Annotated in this window: 15 protein-coding genes and 2 pseudogenes; 12 read left to right on the forward strand and 5 right to left on the reverse strand. The window is 71.6% G+C overall.

All coding sequences use genetic code 11. The features are described from left to right. Positions 1–14 precede the first annotated feature (14 nt). The 7 genes and pseudogenes from AB0M18_RS09150 to AB0M18_RS09180 all read left to right on the forward strand — a co-directional run bounded on the left by AB0M18_RS09150 (position 15) and on the right by AB0M18_RS09180 (position 9,553). On the forward strand, positions 15–2,144 hold the full coding sequence (locus AB0M18_RS09150; RefSeq protein ID WP_365756171.1) for a tetratricopeptide repeat protein: 2,130 nt from the start codon (positions 15–17) through the stop codon (positions 2,142–2,144). Between the two features lie 255 nt (positions 2,145–2,399). Then, positions 2,400–3,266 (forward strand): annotated as a pseudogene (locus AB0M18_RS09155) (discoidin domain-containing protein); the annotation flags it as partial. Positions 3,267–3,350: 84 nt separating this feature from the next. Then, positions 3,351–4,043: pseudogene (locus tag AB0M18_RS09160) on the forward strand (chitosanase); the annotation flags it as partial. An 87-nt stretch (positions 4,044–4,130) separates the two neighbouring features. Then, the gene (locus AB0M18_RS09165) at positions 4,131–5,855 is read left to right on the forward strand and encodes a discoidin domain-containing protein (RefSeq protein WP_365756172.1); all 1,725 of its coding nucleotides are present in this window, start codon (positions 4,131–4,133) and stop codon (positions 5,853–5,855) included. A gap of 282 nt (positions 5,856–6,137) precedes the next feature. Beyond that, on the forward strand, positions 6,138–7,049 hold the full coding sequence (locus AB0M18_RS09170) for a phosphate ABC transporter substrate-binding protein (protein WP_365756173.1): 912 nt from the start codon (positions 6,138–6,140) through the stop codon (positions 7,047–7,049). A gap of 3 nt (positions 7,050–7,052) precedes the next feature. Further along, positions 7,053–8,876, forward strand: a complete 1,824-nt coding sequence (pstC, locus tag AB0M18_RS09175) for a phosphate ABC transporter permease subunit PstC (RefSeq protein ID WP_365756174.1) — start codon at positions 7,053–7,055, stop codon at positions 8,874–8,876. Further along, positions 8,864–9,553 carry an ATP-binding cassette domain-containing protein gene (locus AB0M18_RS09180; RefSeq protein ID WP_365756175.1) on the forward strand — a complete coding sequence of 230 codons (690 nt, stop codon included), beginning with the start codon at positions 8,864–8,866 and terminating at the stop codon, positions 9,551–9,553. Before pstC ends, AB0M18_RS09180 begins: the two co-directional genes overlap by 13 nt. A gap of 106 nt (positions 9,554–9,659) precedes the next feature. On the opposite strand, the gene AB0M18_RS09185 is transcribed toward AB0M18_RS09180, so the two are convergent. The 4 genes from AB0M18_RS09185 to AB0M18_RS09200 form a co-directional block, all read right to left on the reverse strand. Next, entirely contained in the window at positions 9,660–9,974 is a 315-nt protein-coding gene (locus AB0M18_RS09185; RefSeq protein ID WP_365756176.1) for a metalloregulator ArsR/SmtB family transcription factor, read from the reverse strand. 99 nt (positions 9,975–10,073) lie between these two features. Continuing rightward, entirely contained in the window at positions 10,074–11,753 is a 1,680-nt protein-coding gene (locus tag AB0M18_RS09190) for a copper resistance protein CopC (protein ID WP_365756177.1), read from the reverse strand. 15 nt (positions 11,754–11,768) lie between these two features. Further along, complete coding sequence (locus tag AB0M18_RS09195) at positions 11,769–12,512, reverse strand: YcnI family protein (RefSeq protein WP_365756178.1); 744 nt, start codon at positions 12,510–12,512, stop codon at positions 11,769–11,771. 82 nt (positions 12,513–12,594) lie between these two features. Beyond that, on the reverse strand, positions 12,595–13,239 hold the full coding sequence (locus AB0M18_RS09200; RefSeq protein WP_365756179.1) for a hypothetical protein: 645 nt from the start codon (positions 13,237–13,239) through the stop codon (positions 12,595–12,597). 237 nt (positions 13,240–13,476) lie between these two features. Between AB0M18_RS09200 and AB0M18_RS09205 the strand changes: the two genes are divergently transcribed. Together AB0M18_RS09205 and AB0M18_RS09210 are read left to right on the forward strand one after the other, a co-directional pair. Then, positions 13,477–15,993 carry a molybdopterin-dependent oxidoreductase gene (locus tag AB0M18_RS09205; RefSeq protein WP_365756180.1) on the forward strand — a complete coding sequence of 839 codons (2,517 nt, stop codon included), beginning with the start codon at positions 13,477–13,479 and terminating at the stop codon, positions 15,991–15,993. A gap of 218 nt (positions 15,994–16,211) precedes the next feature. Continuing rightward, entirely contained in the window at positions 16,212–16,586 is a 375-nt protein-coding gene (locus AB0M18_RS09210) for a metalloregulator ArsR/SmtB family transcription factor (protein ID WP_365756181.1), read from the forward strand. 3 nt (positions 16,587–16,589) lie between these two features. Here AB0M18_RS09210 and AB0M18_RS09215 read toward each other — a convergent pair whose 3' ends face one another. Continuing rightward, positions 16,590–17,660, reverse strand: a complete 1,071-nt coding sequence (locus AB0M18_RS09215; protein WP_365756182.1) for a helix-turn-helix transcriptional regulator — start codon at positions 17,658–17,660, stop codon at positions 16,590–16,592. 262 nt (positions 17,661–17,922) lie between these two features. On the opposite strand from AB0M18_RS09215, the gene aroA reads away from it, so the two are divergent. The 3 genes from aroA to AB0M18_RS09230 all read left to right on the forward strand — a co-directional run bounded on the left by aroA (position 17,923) and on the right by AB0M18_RS09230 (position 21,504). Beyond that, entirely contained in the window at positions 17,923–19,224 is a 1,302-nt protein-coding gene (gene aroA, locus AB0M18_RS09220) for a 3-phosphoshikimate 1-carboxyvinyltransferase (protein ID WP_365756244.1), read from the forward strand. After that, on the forward strand, positions 19,221–20,741 hold the full coding sequence (gene gpmI, locus AB0M18_RS09225) for a 2,3-bisphosphoglycerate-independent phosphoglycerate mutase (protein ID WP_365756183.1): 1,521 nt from the start codon (positions 19,221–19,223) through the stop codon (positions 20,739–20,741). The genes aroA and gpmI overlap by 4 nt, the downstream gene beginning before the upstream one ends. A 70-nt stretch (positions 20,742–20,811) precedes the next feature. Continuing rightward, the gene (locus tag AB0M18_RS09230; RefSeq protein WP_365756184.1) at positions 20,812–21,504 is read left to right on the forward strand and encodes a hypothetical protein; all 693 of its coding nucleotides are present in this window, start codon (positions 20,812–20,814) and stop codon (positions 21,502–21,504) included. The last annotated feature ends 38 nt before the right edge of the window (positions 21,505–21,542 follow it).

Raw genomic sequence — 21,542 nt, forward strand, 5'->3', positions numbered from 1 at the left:
ACACGGCGGACTTCGTGGGCAGGCGACGCGAACTCGTCGAGATCAGAAGAACCGCGGCCCGCGCCACCGCCCGGCAGGCGGCCCGGAGCCCGGGGGCGGCCTCCGCGAGCGGCACCGTCCCGCGCATCGCCGTCATCAACGGCCCCGGCGGGATCGGCAAGACCACCCTCGCCGTACACGCCGCGCATCAACTCGGCTCCCGCTACCCGGACGGGCACCTGTACGCGCGGCTCGACGGCGACCGCGAGCGTCCCGTCCGGCCGGAGGACCTCCTCGGCCGCTTCCTCGAGGACCTCGGCGTCCCCGGTGATCGGATCCCGGCCGGCCTGGATCGCCGCGTTGCCCTGTACCGCACCGTCACCGCCGGTCGACGACTGCTCCTGCTGCTCGACGACGCCCGGCGCGCCGCGCAGGTGCGGCCGCTGCTGCCTGCCTCCGGGGACTGCCTGGTCCTGGTGACCAGCAGGTCCCGGCTGACCGACCTGTCCACCAGGACCGTGCTGCGGCTGGGGGCCCTCGCCACCCAGGAGGCGCGCGGGATGCTCCGCCAGGCGGTCGGTGCCGACCCGGTCGACGGCGAGGCCGACAGTGTGGACGAGATCCTTCAGGTGTGTTCCGGGCATCCTCTGGCCCTGCGGGTGGTCGCGGCGCGGGTCGCCGGACGGCCGCCGGGCGCCTTCGGCGTGATGGCCCGCAGGCTGCGGGACGAGGAGCGGCGTCTGGCCGAGCTGGCGGCGGGGGACCTGGCGGTGGTGAGCAGTCTCCGGGTCGGTTACGAGAGCCTCGCAGACGCCGAAGCCGCCTCCGCCTTCCGGCTGTTGAGCCTCATCGCCGCTCCGGACATCGGCGTGTCCGACGCCGCGGCCGCCCTGGGCGTGGCCGACCACCGTGCGGAAGAACACCTGGAGACGCTGACGGACGCCCACCTCCTTGAGGTCTTCCTGCCGGACCGGGGGCCGTCCGACCCTGGTCCGCGCGGCCGTGCCGAGCGTCACCGCTACCGGTTCCACGACCTGCTCAGGGTCTTCGGCCGCGGCCTGGGCGGCGGCGCGGCCCGGGCCTCCGCCCTGACCGCGATGCTGGGCCGGCTCACCCGCAGTCACCTGGCCGCCGTCCACGCCGCCGACCTGCTGCTCCGCCCCGGTCACAGCGCGGGAACCGGATATCAGGGCCCCGAAACCCGCTATGCGGAGCACCACTTCGAGACGGCGGAGCAGGCGCTGGCCTGGCTGGAGGAGGCGCGCGGCACCGTCCTCGGAGCGGCACTCCAGGGCGCCGCCGCCGGAGCGATTCCACCCGGCGTCCTGGCCGAACTCACCACCCGGATAAGAGGGTTCCTCCAGCGGCGTGGCCACTGGCGGGACTGGGAGCAGCTGGCGCGGGAGACCGTACGGCTCGCGCGTGCCGAAGCCGGTCCCGACCCGCTCGCCGAGGCGACGGGCCGACTGGAACTCGGCACGCTGGCCGCCGCCCGTCACCTCCTCGACGAGGCCGTGGAAGAACTCCACGCCTCGGCCGCCCTGTTCACCGCGGCGGGGGACACCCGCGGTGAGGCCCGGGTGCTCAACAACCTGGGACTGGTCCACCTGGAACGCGGCGAGCACGCCGAGTCCGGCGCCTGCCTGGAACGGGCCCTCGCGCTCCACCGCACCGCCGGCCGGCCCACCGACACCGCCATCGCCCTGGACAACCTGGCCCTGCTGCACCTGCGCCTGGGCGCCCTGGACCGGGCCGAGCGGGCGTGCGAGGAGGGGCTGGCCCTCCATGAGGCCGGCGGGACGCCCGAGCTCGCAGCCGCCACGTACAACATCCTGGGCCTGATCCGCTGCGGACAGGGCCGTCCTGCCGAGGCCGTGGAATGCCACGAGCGCAGCCGTGCCCTGGCAGGCGGGCAGGGCAATGTGTACCGGGAGGCGTTCGCCCTGCTCGACGCCGCCACCGCCCACCGGGCCCTGGCGCGGTGGCGGGAGGCCATCGAGTCCGGCGAACAGGCACTGGCGCTCCGGCTGCGGCTCGGCGACCCGCACGGGATCGCCACCGCCTTCACCGAGCTGGCCACCACCCTGGAGGCCGCGGGACACCCGGACCGGGCCGAGGCCTGCCGTGCGGAGGCGCGGACGGCGCTCGACGCCAGGGCGGGGTAGCAGGCGGCCGGGCGGCGCGCACCGCCGCACCGGGCATGCGTGGAAGCGGTAACTCCCTTTCCCAGTAGGGGGCTTGCGTCTGACCCGAGGACAGCCCTACTGTCGTTCCGGTCAGTCTGTTAGGAATCTTTCCTAATACTTCAGACGGTTCCGGCCGAGCCGAGGCCTCCCCCTGCGGCCACACGACAGCCGTCCCTTGTCTCCCTCCCGTCCCACTGCATGAACGGAAAGGGCACAGCCATGCGAAGAAACGCCATGCTCTGGCAGGCGATCACCGCGACCGTCCTCACCGGTGGTCTGATCGCCGGCTTCGTCGGACTCACACCCGCGTCCGCCGCCGGTACGAACCTCGCCCTCGGCAAGTCCGTCACGGCCTCCTCCGTGGAGGGCGCCGGCCTGGAGCCGGCCAAGGCCGTGGACGGCTCCACCTCCACCCGCTGGGCCAGTGTCGAAGGCGTCGACAACCAGTGGATCCAGATCGACCTGGGCTCGGTCACCGACGTCGGCCAGGTCGTGCTCAAGTGGGAGGCGGCGTACGCCAAGTCGTACCGTGTCGAGCTGTCCGACGACGGCTCCGCCTGGCGCCAGGTCTACAGCACCACCTCCGGCGACGGAGCCACCGACGACCTCACGGTCAGCGGCTCCGGACGCTACCTGCGCGTCTACGGCACCCAGCGCGGCACCGCGTACGGCTACTCCCTCTACGAGGTCGAGGTCTACGGCGGTACGACCACAAGCCCCAGCCCCACGACACCGCCGGACAGCACGACCAACCTGCTCGCCGGGCGGCCGACGTCCGTCTCCTCGGTCGAGGGCACCGGCTTCGAGGGCGGAAAGGCCGTGGACGGCTCCACCTCGACCCGCTGGGCCAGTGTCGAAGGGGTCGACCCGCAGTGGATCCGGGTCGACATGGGCGGTGCGCGGACCGTCGGCCGGGTCGTGCTCAAGTGGGAGGCGGCGTACGCCAAGTCGTACCGTGTCGAGCTGTCCGACGACGGCTCCGCCTGGCGCCAGGTCTACAGCACGACCAGCGGTGACGGCGGCACCGACGACATCGGCGTGAGTGGCAGCGGGCGTTACCTGCGGGTCTACGGCACTCAGCGCGGGACGGCGTACGGCTACTCGCTCTACGAGGTCGAGGCGTACGGCAGCGGCTCGACCACGAGCCCCGGCCCCACCACGCCGCCGCCGTCCGGCACCGCGCCTCTGGACGACCCGTACAAGAAGGAGATCGCCATGAAACTGGTGTCCTCCTTCGAGAACTCCTCCCTCGACTGGCGCGCGCAGTTCGCCTACATCGAGGACATCGGCGACGGCCGCGGTTACACCGCCGGCATCATCGGCTTCTGCTCCGGCACCGGCGACATGCTCGACCTCGTCGAGCGCTACACGCAGAAGAAGCCCGGCAACCCGCTGGCCCCGTATCTGCCGGCCCTGCGTGAGGTCAACGGCACCGACTCGCACGCCGGGTTGGGCACCTCCTTCGAGAACGCCTGGCGCACCGCCGCCCAGGACTCCGTCTTCCGTGACACCCAGGAGGAGGAGCGCGACCGGGTCTACTTCAACCCGGCCGTCGGCCAGGCCAAGACGGACGGCCTGAAGACGCTCGGCCAGTTCGCCTATTACGACGCCGCCGTCATGCACGGCGAGGACGGCTTCCGCGCGATCCGCTCGCGGGCCGTCTCCCGGGTGAAGCCGCCGTCCCAGGGCGGCAACGAGGTCACGTTCCTGAACGCCTTCCTCGACGAGCGAGAGGCGGAGATGCGCAAGGAGGAGGCGCACAGCGACACCACACGGGTCAGCACCGCTCAGCGCAGGTTCCTGAACGAGGGCAACCTCTACCTCAACACCCCCCTGTACTGGAGCGTCTACGGGGAGTCCTTCTCCATCACCTCGTGACAGCGACACGCGGCGGGTCCGGCGGCGGCCCCTGCCGACGCACCCCGCTCACGGTCCGATCCAGACAAGCTCGCTGAAGGGTGACACATGACGTACCGACGTTCGCTGGCGGCTCTCGTGGCCGCACTCGCCCTGGGACTGCTCGCCCTGAGCCTCCCCTCCACCCCCGCCGAAGCGGCTCCGACCTGGACGCTCCGGTGGGCTCCCGATCCCGCGGTCCAGGGACTCGGCGCCTTCGAGACCCTTGAGGACGACCGGGCCGACTCGCACACGAGTTTCGGGCCGCACATCAAGGTGGCGGGCGACGCCTACCGCTTCGACATGCACATGGTCGACCGGGACACCTCCACCGACCGGCAGCGCCACGAGGTCACCGGCAACCGCACCTCGTCCTCCTCCTACCTCCAGTGGAGGCTCGGGGAGACCTGGCGGGTCACGTACTCGATGTACGTCCCCAGCTCACTGATGGCCACGACCACGTTCACGCACATCATGCAGACCAAGCAGCCCGGCACCGGCAGCTCCCCGATCACGGTCACCTCGCTGCGCCGGGTCAACGGCGTGCAGACCATCGAGCACAAGGTCATCGCCGGGGACGTCCTGGTCGGCCGGACCAATCTGGAGCCCCTCCAGAACAAGTGGATCGACATCGAGTACGAGATGAAGATCGGCGACGGCACCGCGGGCTCCGTCCGCTGGGTGGTCAAGAGCGCCGGCACCACGATCGTCGACGCGACCAAGACCGGTGTCGACACCTTCCTCGCCGACCGGGTACGCCCCAAGTGGGGCATCTACCGCTCCCTCGGCGACACCTCCGGCTCCCTGCGCGACACCTACCTGCTGCTGCGGAACATGCGCGCGTATCAGCTCACCGCCGGCACCCCGGGAACCGACACCCAGGCGCCGACGGTCCCGGGCGGTCTGCGGACGACCGGCACCACCGCCGACAGCGTCTCGCTGGCCTGGAACGCGTCCGCCGACGACACCGGCGTGACCGGATACGAGGTCTACCGCGGCACCACTCTCGCCGGCACGGTCACCGGCACCGCCTACACCGACACCGGCCTCGCCGCCTCCACCGCCTACAGCTACACCATCCGGGCCAAGGACGCCGCCGGCAACCGCTCCGCCGCCTCCACGGCCCTCTCCGTCACCACCGCCGCGACTCCGGGCACCGAGACCCTGCTCTCCCAGGGCAGGCCGGCCACCGCCTCCTCGACCGAGGGCACCGGCTACGAGCCCGCCAGGGCCGTCGACGGCCAGACCGGGACGCGCTGGGCCTCCGCCGAGGGCATCGACCCCCAGTGGCTCGCCGTCGACCTCGGCACGACCGCCGCGCTCTCCCGGGTACGGCTCGACTGGGAGGCCGCGTACGCCTCCGCGTACAAGATCCAGTCCTCCGCCGACGGAACCTCCTGGACCGACCTCGCCACGGTCACCGGCGGCGACGGCGGAACCGACGAACTGACCGTAAGCGGCAACGCCCGCTACGTGCGGGTGTACGGCACCCAGCGGGGCACTTCGTACGGCTACTCGCTCTACGAACTCAAGGTCTACGGCACCACCGACACCCCGTCGCCGTCTCCGACCCCCACGGCGACGTCGACCCCCACCCCCACCCCTACTCCGACCCCCACCCCCACCCCCACTCCTACGCCGACGGCGTCGGACAGCTGGCAGGCGGGCATCGCGTACGCCGTGGGCGATCAGGTCACCTATGCCGGCAGCGGCTACCGCTGTCTGCAGGCCCACACCGCGCAGGCGGGCTGGGAACCTCCCACCACCCCCGCCCTCTGGGAACGCTCGGCCTGACCCGGTTCGAGCGGCGCGACGCCCGCACGGCGGGCCGAGCGGTTCCCCGAAGAGACCCCGGCCTGACCGGCCACCCGCGAGCTGGGCCAAGTAAAGGAACGATCAAGTAAACGGAAGATGTATCAGAAGTGGGGGCAATGTGAACCGGAGTCGGGTGACTGATAGTCGACAGAGGGTTTTCAGTCGCCCGCCTGACTGCTTAGATTCCGTTCGAATCAGAGATCGACTGGGGGAGGACCCTGCATGTCCCGCACCATGGAATCTCCGTCGCAGCCACGGGACTTGACGACGCGGAGGGCTCGGTCCGCAGGTCCGGTCAGCCGGCGGCGGTTCGCCCGTCTCGCTTCGGGGGCCGTCCTGATCGCGTCGCTCACGACGGCCTGTGCCGACGCCGACGCCGCCGGCAGCGGCGCGGGCAAGGCGCTGCAGGCGAGCGGGTCCACCACGGTGGCGCCCGTCGCCGCGGACGCCGCCGAGGCGCTGAAGGCGCAGGGGATGAACATCACCGTCGCCACGCAGGGTGGTTCGGCCGGCGGGATCTCGCAGCTCGGGGCCGGGCAGATCGACATCGCGCTCAGCTCGAAGCCGGTATCGGACAAGGACCGCGCCGCCAGCCCCAAGACCGACTATGTCGAGACGCAGCTCGGCGCCGACGCCGTGGGCGTGATCATCACCAGGCAGGTCGCCGACGCCGGGGTCAAGAACCTGACCGTCGATCAGGTGAAGGGCCTCTTCGAGGGGAAGATCACCAACTGGAAGCAGGTCGGCGGCCCCGACCTCCCGGTCTTCGTGTACGACAAGGAGCCCGGGCGCGGCACGCGCGAGGTGCTCGACAAGTACCTCTACCACGGGGAGAAGCCCCCGCCGCCGCCGAACTCCGGCAACTTCGCGATCGTGGGCGGCAACCTGGAGACCCGGAACAAGCTCGAGTCGACGCCGGGCGCCGTCGCGCCGCTGTCGACCGGCTTCGTCGAGGGACGCGACAAGCTCGTCGTGGTCACCCTCGACGGCATCGCCCCCTCCAAGGAGAACATCGCCAGCGGCACGTACCCGATGAGCCGCCCGCTCTTCATGGTCACCAACGGCAAGCCGCAGGGCGACGCCAAGAAGTTCATCGACTACATCCTCTCCGACCAGGGGCAGCCGCTCCTGACCAAGCACGGCTACCTCACTCTCAAGCAAATCGGGAAGTAGCCCGTGACCCTGGAGACGCCGGTGCGGCAGCCTGCCGCACCGGACACAGCACCCCGCCCGCGCCCCTCTCGGTGGGTGTGGGCCTGGGTGGGCGCCGGCACGGTCTCCGTCGCCGGCGTCATGCTGGTGCTCGTCGGCTACCTGGGCGTCGGGCTGCTCAGCGGCGCGGTCGACTGGACCGGCCTCCTGGCGGAGCCGATGTGGAGTCCGTCCGACTCCGTCTTCGGCGGCCTCGCCATGATCTACGGCTCGGCCGTCGTGTGCCTCGTCTCGCTGGTGCTCGCCGTGCCGGTCGGGTGGGCGGGGGCCATCGCGCTCTCGGAGTACCTGCCGCCGCGGCTCGCCCGACCCCTGCGCATGAGCGTGGAGCTCCTCGCCGCCGTCCCGTCCATCGTGTACGGCCTCATCGGCATCATGGCGGTGCGCCCGCTCATCGCGTGGCTCGGGGACGTGCCGGGCGGTGACAGCCTCCTGGCGGCCGGCATCGTCCTGGCCGTCATGATCACGCCGACGATCGTGGCCGTGAGCGTGGACGCGCTGTCCGCCGTACCGGACCGGTATCGCGAGGCCGCCTACTCGCTGGGGCTCACACGGCGGGAAGTCGTCCGGTCCGCCGTGCTGCCGCAGGCCCGGCAGGGGATGCGGGCCGGTGTGCTCCTGGGCCTGGCCCGGGCGCTCGGTGAGGCGATCGCCGTGTTCCTGGTCGTGGGAAGGGCCGACGGGAGACTGCCCACGTCGTTCGGCGAACTGCTCGACTCGCTCGTCCACCCCGGGCAGACGCTCACCACCAAGCTGGCGGGACCCGAGCCGGTCCTGGCAGGCACGTCCGGCCCCTACTTCGCCGCGATCTGCGGCCTGGGACTCATCCTTCTCGCGCTCGTCGCCGCTTCGACCGTGTGGGGCATCCGGCGCTCGTCGGGCTCGGGCCCGGGCGCGGGTTCCGCGGCGCGCGGGATCCGGAAGCGGCAGCCCGTGAGGATGCGCGGAGAGCTCGACAGGGCCGTGGGCGTGCTCCGCATGGGGGCGCTGCTGCTCCCCGGCGCCCTGCTCGTGGCCATGCTCGCCATCCTCGCGACGCGGGGGAGCGCGGCCTTCGCGCCGGCGTTCTGGTTCACGTCCGCGGCCGGTTCGGCCGGCGGCGGGGTGAGCGACCAGATCCTCGGTACGCTCCTCCTCGTCGTCACCACGGGGCTCATCTCGCTCCCGCTGGGGTTCGGGGCCGGCATCCTGCTCGGCGTGTACGCCTCCGCCCGCGCCGGGCGCGTCCTGCAGACGGTGACCGTGGTGGTGGGCGGGACGCCGACCATCCTCCTCGGCCTCGCCGGGTTCGTGATCATCTGCACCACCATGGGCTGGGGCCGGTCGTGGCTGGCGGGCGCCATCGTGCTCGTGCCGGTGGTCGTACCCGTGGTCGCGCTGACGACGGCCGGCCGGGTCGGCGGCATGCCCGTGGAGATGACCGAGAGTGCGCTGGCGCTGGGCCTGTCGCGCGCTCAGTACATCCGGTCCGTCGTCGTTCCGTACGCCTGGCCGGCCACGCTCACCGGGCTCCTGCTCGGCCTGGCCCGTGCCGCGGGGGAGACCGCGCCGCTGCTGTTCACCGCCACGGTGTTCTTCGGCGCGCCGGCGCTGCCCGGCGGAATCGTGAACGCTCCCGTGCAGGCCCTGCCCACCCACATCTTCACCCTGTCCCAGGACTCGGGCGACCCGCAGGCGGTCTCGCAGGCGTGGGGCAGCGCGCTGGTCCTGGTGCTCATCACGGCTGTACTGCTCTGCGTGGCGGTCGCGCTGCGCAACCGCTTCGAGGGGGAGCGATGGACCACGTGATCGCTGTACGGGAACTCCGGGTGCGGGACCGGGAGAAGACCCTCGTCGGACCCGTCTCCTTCGGCCTGGAGCAGGGGTCGACCACCGGCCTCTGCGGGCCGTCGGGGGCCGGCAAGTCGACGGTGCTGCGCGCCCTCGTCGACCTCCTTCCCGCCGGGCTCACCCGGGACGGGCATCTTGAGGTCCTGGGCCGGCCGATCGCGCCCCGGAAGGGCGACGCCGACCTCAGGACCAAGGCCGTCCTCGTGCCACAGACGCCGGTGGTCTTCGGCGGCAGCATCCTCGACAACGCCCTCTTCGGGATCCGGCACGTCGTGCGGGCGTCCCGCGAGACCCTGCGCGACCGGGCCGAACAGGCCCTGAACGAGGCAGGGTTGTGGAAGGAGGTCTGCGACCGGCTCGACTCCCCGGCGCAGAACCTGTCCGCCGGCCAGCGCCAGCGGCTGTGTCTCGCCCGTGCCCTCGCCCTGGAGCCGGCCGCCCTGCTCCTCGACGAGCCGACGAGCGCCCTGGACGAGCGGAGCCGGGACACGGTCGAGGAGTCCGTGGCGGCTCTGCGCGGTCGCCGGACCGTCCTGCTCGTGTCGCACGACCCTGCCCAGGTGGCGCGGCTCTGCGACAGGACGGTGCGGCTGGACCCGCCCGTGGCGGTGCCGAGCCCTGCTCCGGTGTGTTGACCGTTCGGAGGGCAGTGGCTCTCCCGGTGGGCGGTCGGCGTCTTGCGCCGGCCGCCCACCGGCGTGCCCGGCGGCCATGCTTTCGGGATGTCGGTTCCTGTCGATGTCAGCAGCTCCGCTTGCGGCCGCCGCTCTCGGCGGTCTCCTGTGCCACTGTCGCGAGGTGGGTCAGCTCGCCGGCGAGTGCGGACAGTGCCTCGGGCCTGAGGCGGTAGTACGTCCACCGTCCGCAGGGTTCGGCGTCGACGAGACCGGCCTCGCGCAGCACCTTCAGATGGTTGGACAGGTTGGTCTGCCGCGCTCCCGTCTCCTCGACCAGGTGGGTCGTGCAGAGGGACTCGCGTGCCAGCAGTGTCACGATCTGGAGGCGCAGGGGGTCGGCCAGCACCTTTAATACATCACTCTTGACTGATGTCAGCATGTGCTGATACTCCCATGTCGGAGGGTGCCGCGGCGACCGCTTTCCCCATTCTTCCGCAGGTTTCCGGTCGGCAAGCCACCCCTCCCGTCGCCGCCATGGTCAGCGGAGATCGAGCGGACGACGCAGCGTGACCTGGTCGACGTCGGAGGTCCGCACGGTCAGCGCCAGCTCCCAGGCGCCCGGTGCCGGCACCTGGAAGCCGGAGACGGTCCAGTGGCCTTCGGACGCGCGCCGTATGGGGACCGGCAAGGGGCCGATGCCTTCGGACGACGTCAGCGCGGCCCGTATCTCGGGAACGTCGAGGAGCCTGCCGGCCGGGTCCGTCACGGTCACATGGACCGCGTTGGCGCCGACCCGCCCGGGGTCCACGACGATGTCGGCCGTTCCCCTCCCCCTGGGGCCCCCGCTGTCGAACGAGGCCTCGACCGACACGACGGCGACGGGCTCCGCCTTCGTCGCCGACTGCGCCGAGCGCGCGGGTTCCGTCGTGGTCAGCACCGTGGTGATCGCCAGAACGGCCACCCCGAGGGCGGCCTCCGTCGCCACCCAGCGCCGGAGGGTCCGCAGCGGGGTCTGGCCCTCCTCCAGACGGGCGGTCCAGCGGCGTGAGACGTAGCCGAGGCAGAGCAGCAGCGCCACGCCGCCCGCCTTGGCGAGCAGCAGGAGCCCGAAGCGGGTCTCGGTCAGGGCGGGCAGCGTGCCGACCTGACGCCACGACTGATAGAGCCCGGTGACCACGAGAACACCCACGCTGACGAGCGCGACCCGCGAGAACCGGGCCACCGCCTCCGCGGGTGGAGCGTCGGCCCGTGCCAACGCGAGGGTCAGCACGCACAACCCGCCGATCCACGCGCCGGCCGCCAGCAGATGCACCACATCGACGGGTACGGCGACGGCCGACTGCGGTCCCGCCGAGGCGTGCTCGGCGCCGGCCCAGGTCCAGGCGAGTGCGCATCCCAGGAGCAGTGCGCCGACCCGCGTGACACGGGTGGTGCCCTCGGCGGCGGTCCTCCGCCACCGGGCCCACGCCAGGGCGCCCGCGGCCAGCAGCCCCAGGCGCACACCGAAGAGCACCCCCGCCCTGGTTCCCCACGCCTCGCCGAGGCGTGCGACGTCGGCGACCTCCCCGAGCTCCCCGGAGCCGGTGTACGCGCCCCGGAGGACGAGCAGGGCGAGCGTGCACGCGAGCAGCACCGACCACCCCACCACCACCGCACGGCGCGACAGGCGGTGCTCCCGTCCTTCCGGCCGGCACACCATCAGGAAGCAGACCGCACCCGCCAGGAGGACCATCCCGGCGTACGCGCCGAAGCGCGCCGCCGCGTAGGCCCACCCGACGGGGCCCGCGTCCGGATCGCGCACGGTCGGTGCCGCGCCCGCGGAGGTCGCCGAAGGGGCGCCCACGGAGAACGTGAACGCGCCCGCGACCGGGTGACTGTCGGCGGACACCACCTGGTACGCCACCGTGTACGTCCCGCGCGGCAGCCTGCCCCGCAGGTCGACCGCGTACGAGCCGCCGCCCACCTCCACGGGCCGGGCGTCGTCCACCCGTCGGCCCGTGGGATCCAGCACGCGTACGGCGTCGGCGCTGAGCGCGATCTCCTCGGTGAAGGTCAGCGCCACCCGGGACGGGGCCTCGGCGACCACCGCCCCGCGCGCGGGCGTACTGCCGGTGAGCACGGCATGCGCGTCGGCCGGCGGGGCCCCGGCGACGAGCAGGCCGAGAGCGGCCGGCAGGACGAGGACCCAGCGGCGCGCGCGGGAGACGGTGACCGTCATGGCGGCCCTTCCGGATCAGGCGTCGCCGCGGCGACGGCTGGTGACCAGAGCCGTGCCGAGTCCGGCCGCGCCCAGGACGATCCCGGCGATGCCGAGCCACCGCTCGGTACCGTGCTCGCCGTCGTCGTGCGCCTGCGCCTGCTCGGCGCCGTGGCCGCCGCCGCCCGAGGGCTTCGCGGCGGGCGCGTTCGAAGCGGGCGCACCGCCGTGGTGGTCGTCGGTCGCCGCGGAGAGCTTCAGCACGGCGGCCGGGTGCTCCGGCTCCTCCTGGCCCGCCACCGGCGGCTCGATCCAGCGCACGACCTCCTTGTTGTCGTACGTCTGCAGCGCCTTGAGGACGAGTTCGTCCGCGTCCTCGGGCAGCCGGCCGAGCGACAGCGGGAACTTCTGGAAGTAGCCCGGCTGGATGCCCTTGTCGGTGGCGGTCCAGGTGACCTTGCTGACGGCCTCGGTGATGCTCTTGCCGTGCAGCGTCAGCGGCTTGGCGAGCTTCGTCCTGGTCACCTCGATGGTCCAGCCGGGCACCGCCTGCGGCATGACCGAGGCCAGCGGGTGATCGGCCGGGAACGACACCTCGACCTTGGTGGTCGAGGCGTTCGGCCGCTCGTTGGGGACCTTGACGTTCACGGTGGCGTAGCCGCCCTTGGCGGCGGTGCCCTCCGGCTGGACGGACACATGGGCGAAGGCGGGGGAGGAGGCGAGAGCGAGACCGGCGACCGTGGTCGCGGCGAGGAGACCGAGGCGTGCGGAAGTGCGCATGGGTGTGACTCCGTTGGTGCGGGGCCCCGAACGGTGCCTCGTAGGCACACGCGTACCGGGACGGGACGGATGGACGACGACGTCAGCCGAGGACGGCCATCCATCGCGGGGGTCCGCGTCGGGTCACCTCGTGCGCGAGGAGGGGCTGAGGGCCGAGGGGCGTCGCGGCCGGCCAGGACCGAGCACGCGGAAGACGGAGTGCGGGTGCGCTTGTGCGGCAACGTCCCTGACGCACCAGGTGGTTGAGGGTGTGTCGTATGTACGCGACGACGTCGGAGCCGTACAGGTGGGCGAGTTCGCGGAGCCGGGACACCGCCGCATCCCCGCCGCGGAGCAGCCACGCGACGCCGGCCGCCGCCACGACGTGAGCACAGATCATCGGGATGGTGGGAAGAACGGCCGCCCAGGGCAGGGGAGTCGTGCCCCCGTGCATCGCGCCCATGGTGTGCGGCATCGGGCTCTTCGGCATCGTGGCCGAGAAGAAGGCGTGCAGTCCGATCTGGAGCGCGGCGAGAACACCCGAGTTCGCGGCCGTGGTCATCCGGCGACGAGCGAGGGGTGCCACCACGAGGGCGACGGCCGCGGAGCCCACCGTGATCGCACTCCATGAGGGCGACACTCCCGTGGCCACACTGTGGCCGCAGGCCGACATCACCACGCTCAGCCAGGTGAGGAGCAGAGCGCGGACGAGCCCCGCTCCCGGCAGCGAGCGCGCACACGGATTCATCCCCACCCCCCTGCGGGTCTCGTGTCGGCATGCACGGATCTGGAAATGCACGGATCTGGAAACGAACGGGATCTGGAAAGGAGCTGACAGAGCGTCAAGGCAGCGCGAGAACAGGCCGGTCCAGGCGACAGGGCGGCGCGCGCCTCACTGTAACCCTTTGATTCGATGATTCTCTAGACAGAGAGTGGTGATCACCATAGGCTCTCGACGCCTGCCACACCACAGGGGGAGTCGGACGTGTCCCAGAGCAACAAGCCTGTCTCCAGAAGGAACGTCGTCCAGGGTGCCGTGCTCACCGGCGCGGCCCTGATGGTCAACGTCCCGACCGCGTCCGCGGCCGGAGGCAACCCCGTGAACGTCGCATCACCTACCACCGTCGGCGAGGGCGGTCTGTTGAACTTCACCGAGGGCTCGGCGGCCCTCCACCCCGACCGGACGGTCAAGAGCGCCTGCCAGTTCTGCAACTCGAACTGCGCCATCTCCGTCGGTGTCCGTGCCGACCGTGTCATCAGCGTCCAGGGCGCGCCGGGCGACCCGGTGCAGCAGGGCAACATCTGCGTCAAGGCCCCGATGATGGCCGAGATCACCCACAACCCGCTGCGCCTGACCAAGCCCCTGATCCGTACCGGCGGCAGGAAGGGCTCGAAGGACTCCGTCTTCCGTGAGGCCACGTGGGACGAGGCGCTCGACCTGATCGCCCGCCGCCTCCTCGCGCTGCGCGATCGCGGCGAGGCCGCCGCGATCGCCAACCGGACCACCGGCCGTCTCCCCCGGGGCACCGGTTCCCTGGTGGCCCGTCTGTTCGCGCTCCTCGGCAGCCCCAACAACACCGACGTCGGCCCGGTCTGCAACGACGCCGGCGGCAATGCCCTCAAGGCCACCTTCGGCCTCGGGAACTTCACCAACGGCTACGGCACGGACGGCGCCACCGGCGAGGACGACCTGGGCTCCGCCGACTACTTCCTCTTCCTCGGCACCAACCAGGCCGAGACCCACCCCGTCACGTTCGACTACCTGCTCCGCGGGAAGGCCCGTACGGGCGCCAAGCTCGTCGTCGTCGACCCCCGGGAGACTCCCACGGGCGCGCTCGCCGACGAATGGATCTCCCCGAAGCCGCACACCGACCTCGCCCTGGCCCTGGGCATCCTCCACCACATCCTCGACAAGCACCTGTACGACCGGGAGTTCGTCGACCGCTGGGTCCTCGGCTTCAAGGAGCTCCAGGCCCACATGGCGGCGTCCGGACACACCCCGGAGTGGGCCGCCGACGTCACGGGTGTCCCGGCCGACACCATCCGCCGCATCGCGCGCGAGTACGCCCGCGCCGACAAGGCGGCCGTCTTCTGCAACGCCGGCATCTCGCACCAGCTCGGCGCCTTCGACACGTACCGCGTGCTCACGTTCCTCGCCGCGGTCACGGGCAACATCGGCCGGCTCGGCACCGGGTGCGACTTCATGCACAACACCTGGCCCGGCGACCTGCACCTGCCCGAACTCACCGTCCGCACGCCCGACGTGGGCACCGCCCTGCCCGTGGGCCCCGACTACTTCGCCGAGGCCATCCTCACCGGCAGGCCGTACCCCCTCAAGGCGATCATCACCCAGGGCAACCCGCTGATCTCCTCCGCCAACACGGAGAAGGTCAAGGAGGCGTTCCGCAAGCTCGACTTCTACGTCTACACCGGCCTCTTCATGGAGGAGGCCGCCTACTACGCCGACGTCGTCCTCCCGGTGAGCTCGCCGCTGGAGTACGAGGGCGTGTACATGCGGCGCGACGACCGGGCGATCCGCTGGCAGGAGGCCGCCGTCCCGCGCTGCGGCGAGTCGAAGACCGACTGCGAGATCTGGATCGACCTCGCCCACGCCTTCGCGCGCCAGGACCGGCGGAAGGGGCACGCGTACTGGGCCGACTCCTTCCCCCTGGCCTGGAAGGACTACTCGACCCTCTGGGCCGAGTTCGTCAAGCACACCCCGGGCGTGGGCGGCATGACGCGGGAACGGATGCGGAAGCGCGCCGAGCCGCTGCGCTGGCCCTGCCCGACGCCCGACCACCCCGGCGTCAGCGCGCTCTACCAGGACCACCCGTCCTGGTACGAGGCCGCGGAGTCGCTCGGTGCCAAGAAGGGGCAGCGCTTCCTCACCCCCAGCGGCAAGATCGAGATCTACACCGAGGAGCTGGACCGGCGACTCGCCACGGCCGGCCACGCCGCCCTGCCCGGCTTCTACACCCACCCGGAGGTGACCGGCGCCCACCCCACGCTCAGGTACGAGAACCGCTTCGTCACCAGCCCCCTCAACCCGCAGGCCGTCACGCATCCGGTGCGGCTCGGAGTACGGGGCGACGGCTCCGTCCACCGGGACTACCCGCTCATGGGCATGACCGGCCGGCCGAGCGTGGTCCACTTCGCCTCCGTCACCCACTGGACCCCCACCGGGGCACGTCTCAACGGGATCAGGCTTCTCCAGATCCACCCCGACACGGCCCGCCGGCTCGGCATCGAGGACCGCGACGACGTGGTCGTGGAGAGCCCACGGGGCAAGGTCACCGCCACGGCCCTGTACTGGGAGGGCATCCGGGAGGACACCGTCTTCCTGCCCAACACGTTCGGCCCCGCGCAGAAGCTCGCGGGGGAGCTGGGAGCCGATCACTACGAGGCGGCGAACGCCCTCGTCGACGACCGCTATTACGACAACCTCTCCGGCCAGCAGGCGTACAAGTGCTTCGCCTGCCGCGTCTCCAAGGCACCCGCCTGATCCGGTTCTCCGCGGTCCGCCCGACGGACCTCCTCCGCATGGCGTCCCCGTCGGGCACCCCGGCCCTGCCTCCGTCGCGCGTCCCCACCGCCCGGAGGCAGGGCCATTTCCCTTGGCGGAGGCAGGGCCATTTCCCTTGTCAGAGAGGCGAATGAGGTGCCTCTCGTCACGTCTCAGGTCAGTTGCGCAAAGAGTTCGACAACTGTAAAACTAGACAGATGGCACAGCTTGAGGTGATCGACCCCGTAACCTGCTGCACCCCCGTGGTGGCCGCGCCCCTCGACGAGGAGCAGGCCGCGGGCACGGCCAAGATGTTCAAGGCCCTGGGCGACCCGATCCGGCTCCGCCTGCTGTCGATGATCGCGTCCGCAACGGGTGACGGGGAAGTGTGCGTCTGCGACCTGACCGGCCCCTTCGACCTGTCGGCGCCGACGATCTCGTACCACCTCAAGATCCTCCGCGAGGCGAATCTGGTGAGGTCCGAGCGCCGTGGCACCTGGGTCTACTACCGCCTCCGGCGGGACAACCTGAGCCGGCTCTCCGGTCTGCTCGCCGTTCCGAGTCTGGAGGAGCTGGCGGTCGCCGAGGCCTGACGCTCACACCAGCACGCCGACGTCCAGCCCTTCGGCGACCGAGGCGGACAGGGCGGCGGCGGCCTTCGGATCCTTCGCCCGCACGGGCTGGTCGCCGCCGCACGCGCAGGGGCGCAGCCAGCCGCGTTCGACGGCCTTGGCCCCGGCCTCGAATCTGCTGCGGGCGCCCAGCCGCTCCATGATGTCGGCGATCGAGCGGCGCGCGGTGCGCAGGCCCAGGCCGAGCTTCTTGCACACCGCTTCGTCGGTGAGTCCCTGACCCATCAGGCGGAGCAGCTCCTTTTCGAGCGGTGTGGGCTGGTCGCCGTCGCAGGCGCCCGGCGCGTCCAGCGGCGTCATGCTCTCGCACAGGCGCTCGAACAGCGCGATCAGCCCGGTGATGTACCCGGCACCCGACACCTGCACGGCCCCGGCGCCCGGGTCGGCCGGGTCGGCGGGCAGCAGAGCCGTGGTCCGGTCGTAGACGACGAGCCAGAGGGGGAGGGTCGGCGCCGTGCCGACCTTGCCGCCGCTGTGGGCGATCCAGCGGGCGTAGGCGAGGCCGGCCCGGTCGTTGTAGACACTGTCCAGGTAGACGTTCCAGACCAGGATCCCGCGGTCCAGCATGTGCTGGTCGATCGGGCGCCGGGCGTGCATCGCCTCGGCGCTGTTGGCGCCGGCGGGGAGCAGGGAGACGCACTCGGTGGTGGTCCGGCCGGCCAGGCGCTCCATACGCGCGTGGATCGCGGCCTGGGACTCGAGGCGCTCCCAGCCGGCGTGGGCGCCCCGGGCCTGAGCGTCCTCGTACTCCTCGGAGAGCCGGTCCACGGCCGCCTTGATGTGGACGAACTCCTGCTGCCGGCGTAGGAGTTCGGACTGCTGCCGCTCCAGCATCGTGCGCAGGGCGAGCGGCGGCCGGGTCGGCACGAGAGTGCCGGACAGCTGGCGCAGCAGCGAGAGCTCCACGAGCCGGTTCACCCTCTGGCGTACGGCGACCTCCGGCGCGTCGACGCCGAGCGGGAGGTCGTTCAGATGGCACCCCGGCCGGTCGAGTGCGAAGCGGTAGATCGCGTGCGCCAGTTCGTCCAATCCCAATGACTGCAACATCCGCCCCCCAGGCCTGCTGCTGAATTGAATTTCTTCAAGATAGCACGGTGTTTGATCATCTGACCGTCGCCGAGTGATCGGATCCGATGCCGGGAGGCAGCATGCTGCCCGGCAACTTGCTGCCCCCGGAAGGAACTTCTCAGCCATACCGCGGGGCCCGCAGTCTCGATCGTGTCACCGGCGGCGTCGTGAGGACACGACGCCATGACCATCGGGAGAGGCTTTGAGCTCGTTCGAGACAGATCTGCGGATGAAGGCCGAGAGCGTCACGATCCGACCCCTGCAGAGCTTCGACAAGCGGGTGAAGGTCCTCGGCTCCAAGAGCTACTCCAACCGCTACCTGGCGCTCGCCGCCCTGTCCGGTGAGGCCACGACGCTCGAGGGCGCCCTGGTCTGCGACGACACGCAGTTCCTCGCGGGTGCGCTGCGGGCCTTCGGCCATGTCGACGTGGACATCGACGCCGCGGCCGAGCGGATCACCGTCACGCCCACCGGCCGGCCGATGGTGGCCCCGGCCGAGGAGGTGTACGTCGGCGCGGCCGGCACCCCGATCCGGTTCCTGATCGCCATGGCCGGCCACGCCGAGGGGACGACCGTGCTCACCGGCACCAAGCGCATGCAGGAGCGCCCCATGGGCTCCCTCCTCGAAGCGCTGCCCGGCCTCGGTGTGACGGCCGAGGCCGTCCGCGGCAACGGCAGCCCGCCGATCAAGGTCACCGGCCCGAGCTTCCGCGGCGGAACCACCCGGATCAGCGGCGCGGTCAGCTCCCAGTTCACCTCCAGCCTGCTGGTCAACGCCACGCGTGCCGAGCAGGACACCGAGGTCCACGTCATCGACGACCTGATCTCCAAGCCCTACGTCGAGATGACGATCGCCGCCCTCGCCGAGATGGGCGTCGTCGTCGAGCGCGACGGCTACACCCGCTTCAAGGTCGCCGCCGGACAGAAGCTGCGCGGCGGCACGGTCGACGTCGAGCCCGACGCCTCCGGCATGTCGTACTTCCTCGCCGCCGCCGCGGTGCTCGGCGGCACGGTCACCATCCCGGGCATCGGGAAGTCGTCCAAGCAGGGCGACGTCGGCCTCGTCGAGGCCCTGGTCCGCATGGGCTGCACGGCCGACGTCACGGACGACTCGATCACCCTGACCGGCGGGGAACTCCACGGCATCGACATCGACATGGAGACCATGCCCGACGTCGTCCCGACCCTCGCGGTCGTCGCCGCCTTCGCCCAGGGCACCACGCACATCAGCAACATCGCCAGCCTCCGGATCAAGGAGTGCGACCGCATCGCGGCCGTCACCGCCGAACTGCGCAAGATGGGCATCACCGTCGAGGAGTTCCCCGACGCCATGACCATCACCGGAGGCACCCCGCGGGGCGCGGTCGTCGACACCTACGACGACCACCGCATCGCCATGTGCTTCGCCATCGCCGGCCTGCGCACCGAGGGCGTCGTCATCAAGGACCCCGGCTGCGTCGCGAAGTCCTTCCCGACCTTCTGGAAGACGCTCGACAGCCTCCACGACGGCGACACCACGAGCACCCTGTGAGCGCCGGAACCCCGGGCATCCTCCTGGTGCTCGACGGCTGGGGGCACGCGGAGTCCGGCGCGGCCAACGCCCTGACCGCGGCCGCCACGCCGTACCTCGACGGCCTGCTCGCCACCTGCCCGACCGTCCTCGCCGACGCCTCCGGCACCGCCGTCGGACTGCTCCCCGGAACGGTGGGCAACTCGGAGATCGGGCACATGGTCATCGGCGCCGGCCGCCCCATCCCGTACGACAGCGTGCTCGTCCAGGAGGAGATCTCCAGCGGGCGCATGCGCTCGAACGAGACCCTGACCGAGGTGCTGACGGGCCTCGCCGGGAGTGGCGGAACCCTGCACCTCGTCGGGCTCTGCTCCGACGGCATGATCCACGCCGACGTGCGGCACCTGCAGGAACTGCTCCGCATCGCGGCGCGGTTCGCGGTGCCTCAGGTCCGCGTCCACGCCATCACCGACGGGCGGGACGTCGCCGACCACACGGCCGCCGCCTACCTCGGCCTGGTCGACACCTTCCTCGCCGAGGCGGGCATCGGTGAGGTGGCGACGGTCGTCGGGCGCGGCTACGCGCTCGACAAGAGCGGCAACCTCGAACTGACCGAGAAGGTCTCCCTCGCCCTCGTCGACGGCAAGGGAGAGGCGATCGGCGAGCCGCAGGAGGCGCTGGAGCTGACCCGGCGCGGTGACGAATGGGTGCCGCCCTGCGTCGTCACGGGCGCCGACGGCCGGCCGCTCGGTCCCGTCCGGGACGGCGACGCCATCCTGTTCACGAACTTCCGCAGCGACCGCATCCAGCAGCTCGCGGACGACCTGCACGGCCGGCTCGCCGGCCGGCGGGTCACCTTCCTCAGCCTCGCCCAGTACGACACCGAGGCGGACATCCCGCCGCTGGTGCGCCGGTCGGACGCGGGCGGCGGCCTCGCCTCCGTACTGGCCGAGCACGGCGTGCGCTCCGTACGCGTCGCCGAGGCCGAGAAGTTCGAGCACGTCACCTACTACCTCAACGGCCGGGACGCGACCGTCGTCCCCGTCGAGGAGCACGTCAGGATCACCGGTGACACGGCTGCCGACTACACGGCGCGACCCGCGATGAACATCGACCGGGTCACCGAAGCCGTGATCTCGGCCGCCCGCCGCGAGGACGTACCCCTGGTGGTCGCGAACCTCGCCAACATCGACGTGGTCGGCCACACCGGTCACTTCGACGCGACCCGCCAGGCCGCCGAGCACACCGACCGAGCCGTGGAGGCCGTCTGCGGTGCGGCGCGGGCGACCGGCCGCTGGGTGCTGCTCGTCGGGGACCACGGCAATGCCGAGAAGATGCTCACCGATGCCCCCGACGGTGGTGGCCGGCCGTACGGCGGGCACACGACCAACCCGGTTCCCGCCGTGCTCGTTCCGGCCGCCGGGCAGCAGCCGGCCGCACCCGCCGGACCGGCCACCCTCGCCGACATCGCGCCCAGCGTCCTCGCGCTGCTCGGGCTCGCCCCCGCGCCTCGCATGACCGGGCGGCCCCTGTGGTGAGCGCGGAGACCCACCGGCACCGCACCGACCGCACGTCCCCTTCCACCTCCATCGAACCGGAGACATCCCGATGACCTCGCGCCCCAGGCTCGCCCTCGTCGGCGACCGCAGCGACCGTGTTCCCGCCCACGCCCGGTTCGACGAGATCGTCCCCGCCTTCGGCGTCGACGTCGACTGGCTCCCCAGCAGCACCGTGACCGAGGCCATCGCCGAGTACGACGGGATCTGGGTGGTCCCCGGATCGCCGTACGTCAGCCAGGCGAACGTGCTCCTCGCCATCCGCACCGCCCGCACCCTCGGCATCCCCTACCTCGGCACCTGCGGCGGCTTCCAGCACGCGCTGATCGAGTACGCGCGCAACGTCCTGGGCCTGGCGGACGCGGAGGACGTGCAGTACGACTCGGAGGCCGCCACGCCGCTGATCGTCCCGCTCTGCTGCTCGCTGGTGGGCGAGACGGCGCCGCTGTACTTCGCGCCCGGCAGCCGGCTGGCCTCCGCCTACCCGGACCTGGTGGAGACCGTGGAGACGTACCACTGCAAGTACGGCCTCAACCCGGACTACGAGGACAAGATCCTCGCCGGAGCCCTGCGCATCAGTGGCTGGGACGCGGAGAAGGCGCCCCGCGCGGTGGAGCTGCCCGACCATCCCTTCTTCGTCGGCAGCCTCTTCCAGCCCGAGTTGTCGTCGTCGGCGGCCCGACTCCACCCGCTCATCAGGGCGTTCCTGGACGCGGTCGGCGAGCGGGCGCGTCGCGGCCATTGACATGACGATCACTCTGATTCGATACTTGTTTAAGTAAA

The organism is Streptomyces sp. NPDC051909 (assembly GCF_040681095.1).
Classification (GTDB): Bacteria; Actinomycetota; Actinomycetes; order Streptomycetales; family Streptomycetaceae; genus Streptomyces.

Coding starts and splice junctions, on each gene's coding strand:
- AB0M18_RS09230 (WP_365756184.1), top strand. CDS start 20,812: ATGACCTCGCGCCCCAGGCTCGCCCTCGTCGGCGACCGCAGCGACCGT.
- AB0M18_RS09210 (WP_365756181.1), top strand. CDS start 16,212: ATGGCACAGCTTGAGGTGATCGACCCCGTAACCTGCTGCACCCCCGTG.
- AB0M18_RS09180 (WP_365756175.1), top strand. CDS start 8,864: ATGGACCACGTGATCGCTGTACGGGAACTCCGGGTGCGGGACCGGGAG.
- AB0M18_RS09195 (WP_365756178.1), bottom strand. CDS start 12,512: ATGCGCACTTCCGCACGCCTCGGTCTCCTCGCCGCGACCACGGTCGCC.
- AB0M18_RS09200 (WP_365756179.1), bottom strand. CDS start 13,239: ATGAATCCGTGTGCGCGCTCGCTGCCGGGAGCGGGGCTCGTCCGCGCT.
- AB0M18_RS09185 (WP_365756176.1), bottom strand. CDS start 9,974: ATGCTGACATCAGTCAAGAGTGATGTATTAAAGGTGCTGGCCGACCCC.
- aroA (WP_365756244.1), top strand. CDS start 17,923: ATGAAGGCCGAGAGCGTCACGATCCGACCCCTGCAGAGCTTCGACAAG.
- AB0M18_RS09190 (WP_365756177.1), bottom strand. CDS start 11,753: ATGACGGTCACCGTCTCCCGCGCGCGCCGCTGGGTCCTCGTCCTGCCG.
- AB0M18_RS09165 (WP_365756172.1), top strand. CDS start 4,131: ATGACGTACCGACGTTCGCTGGCGGCTCTCGTGGCCGCACTCGCCCTG.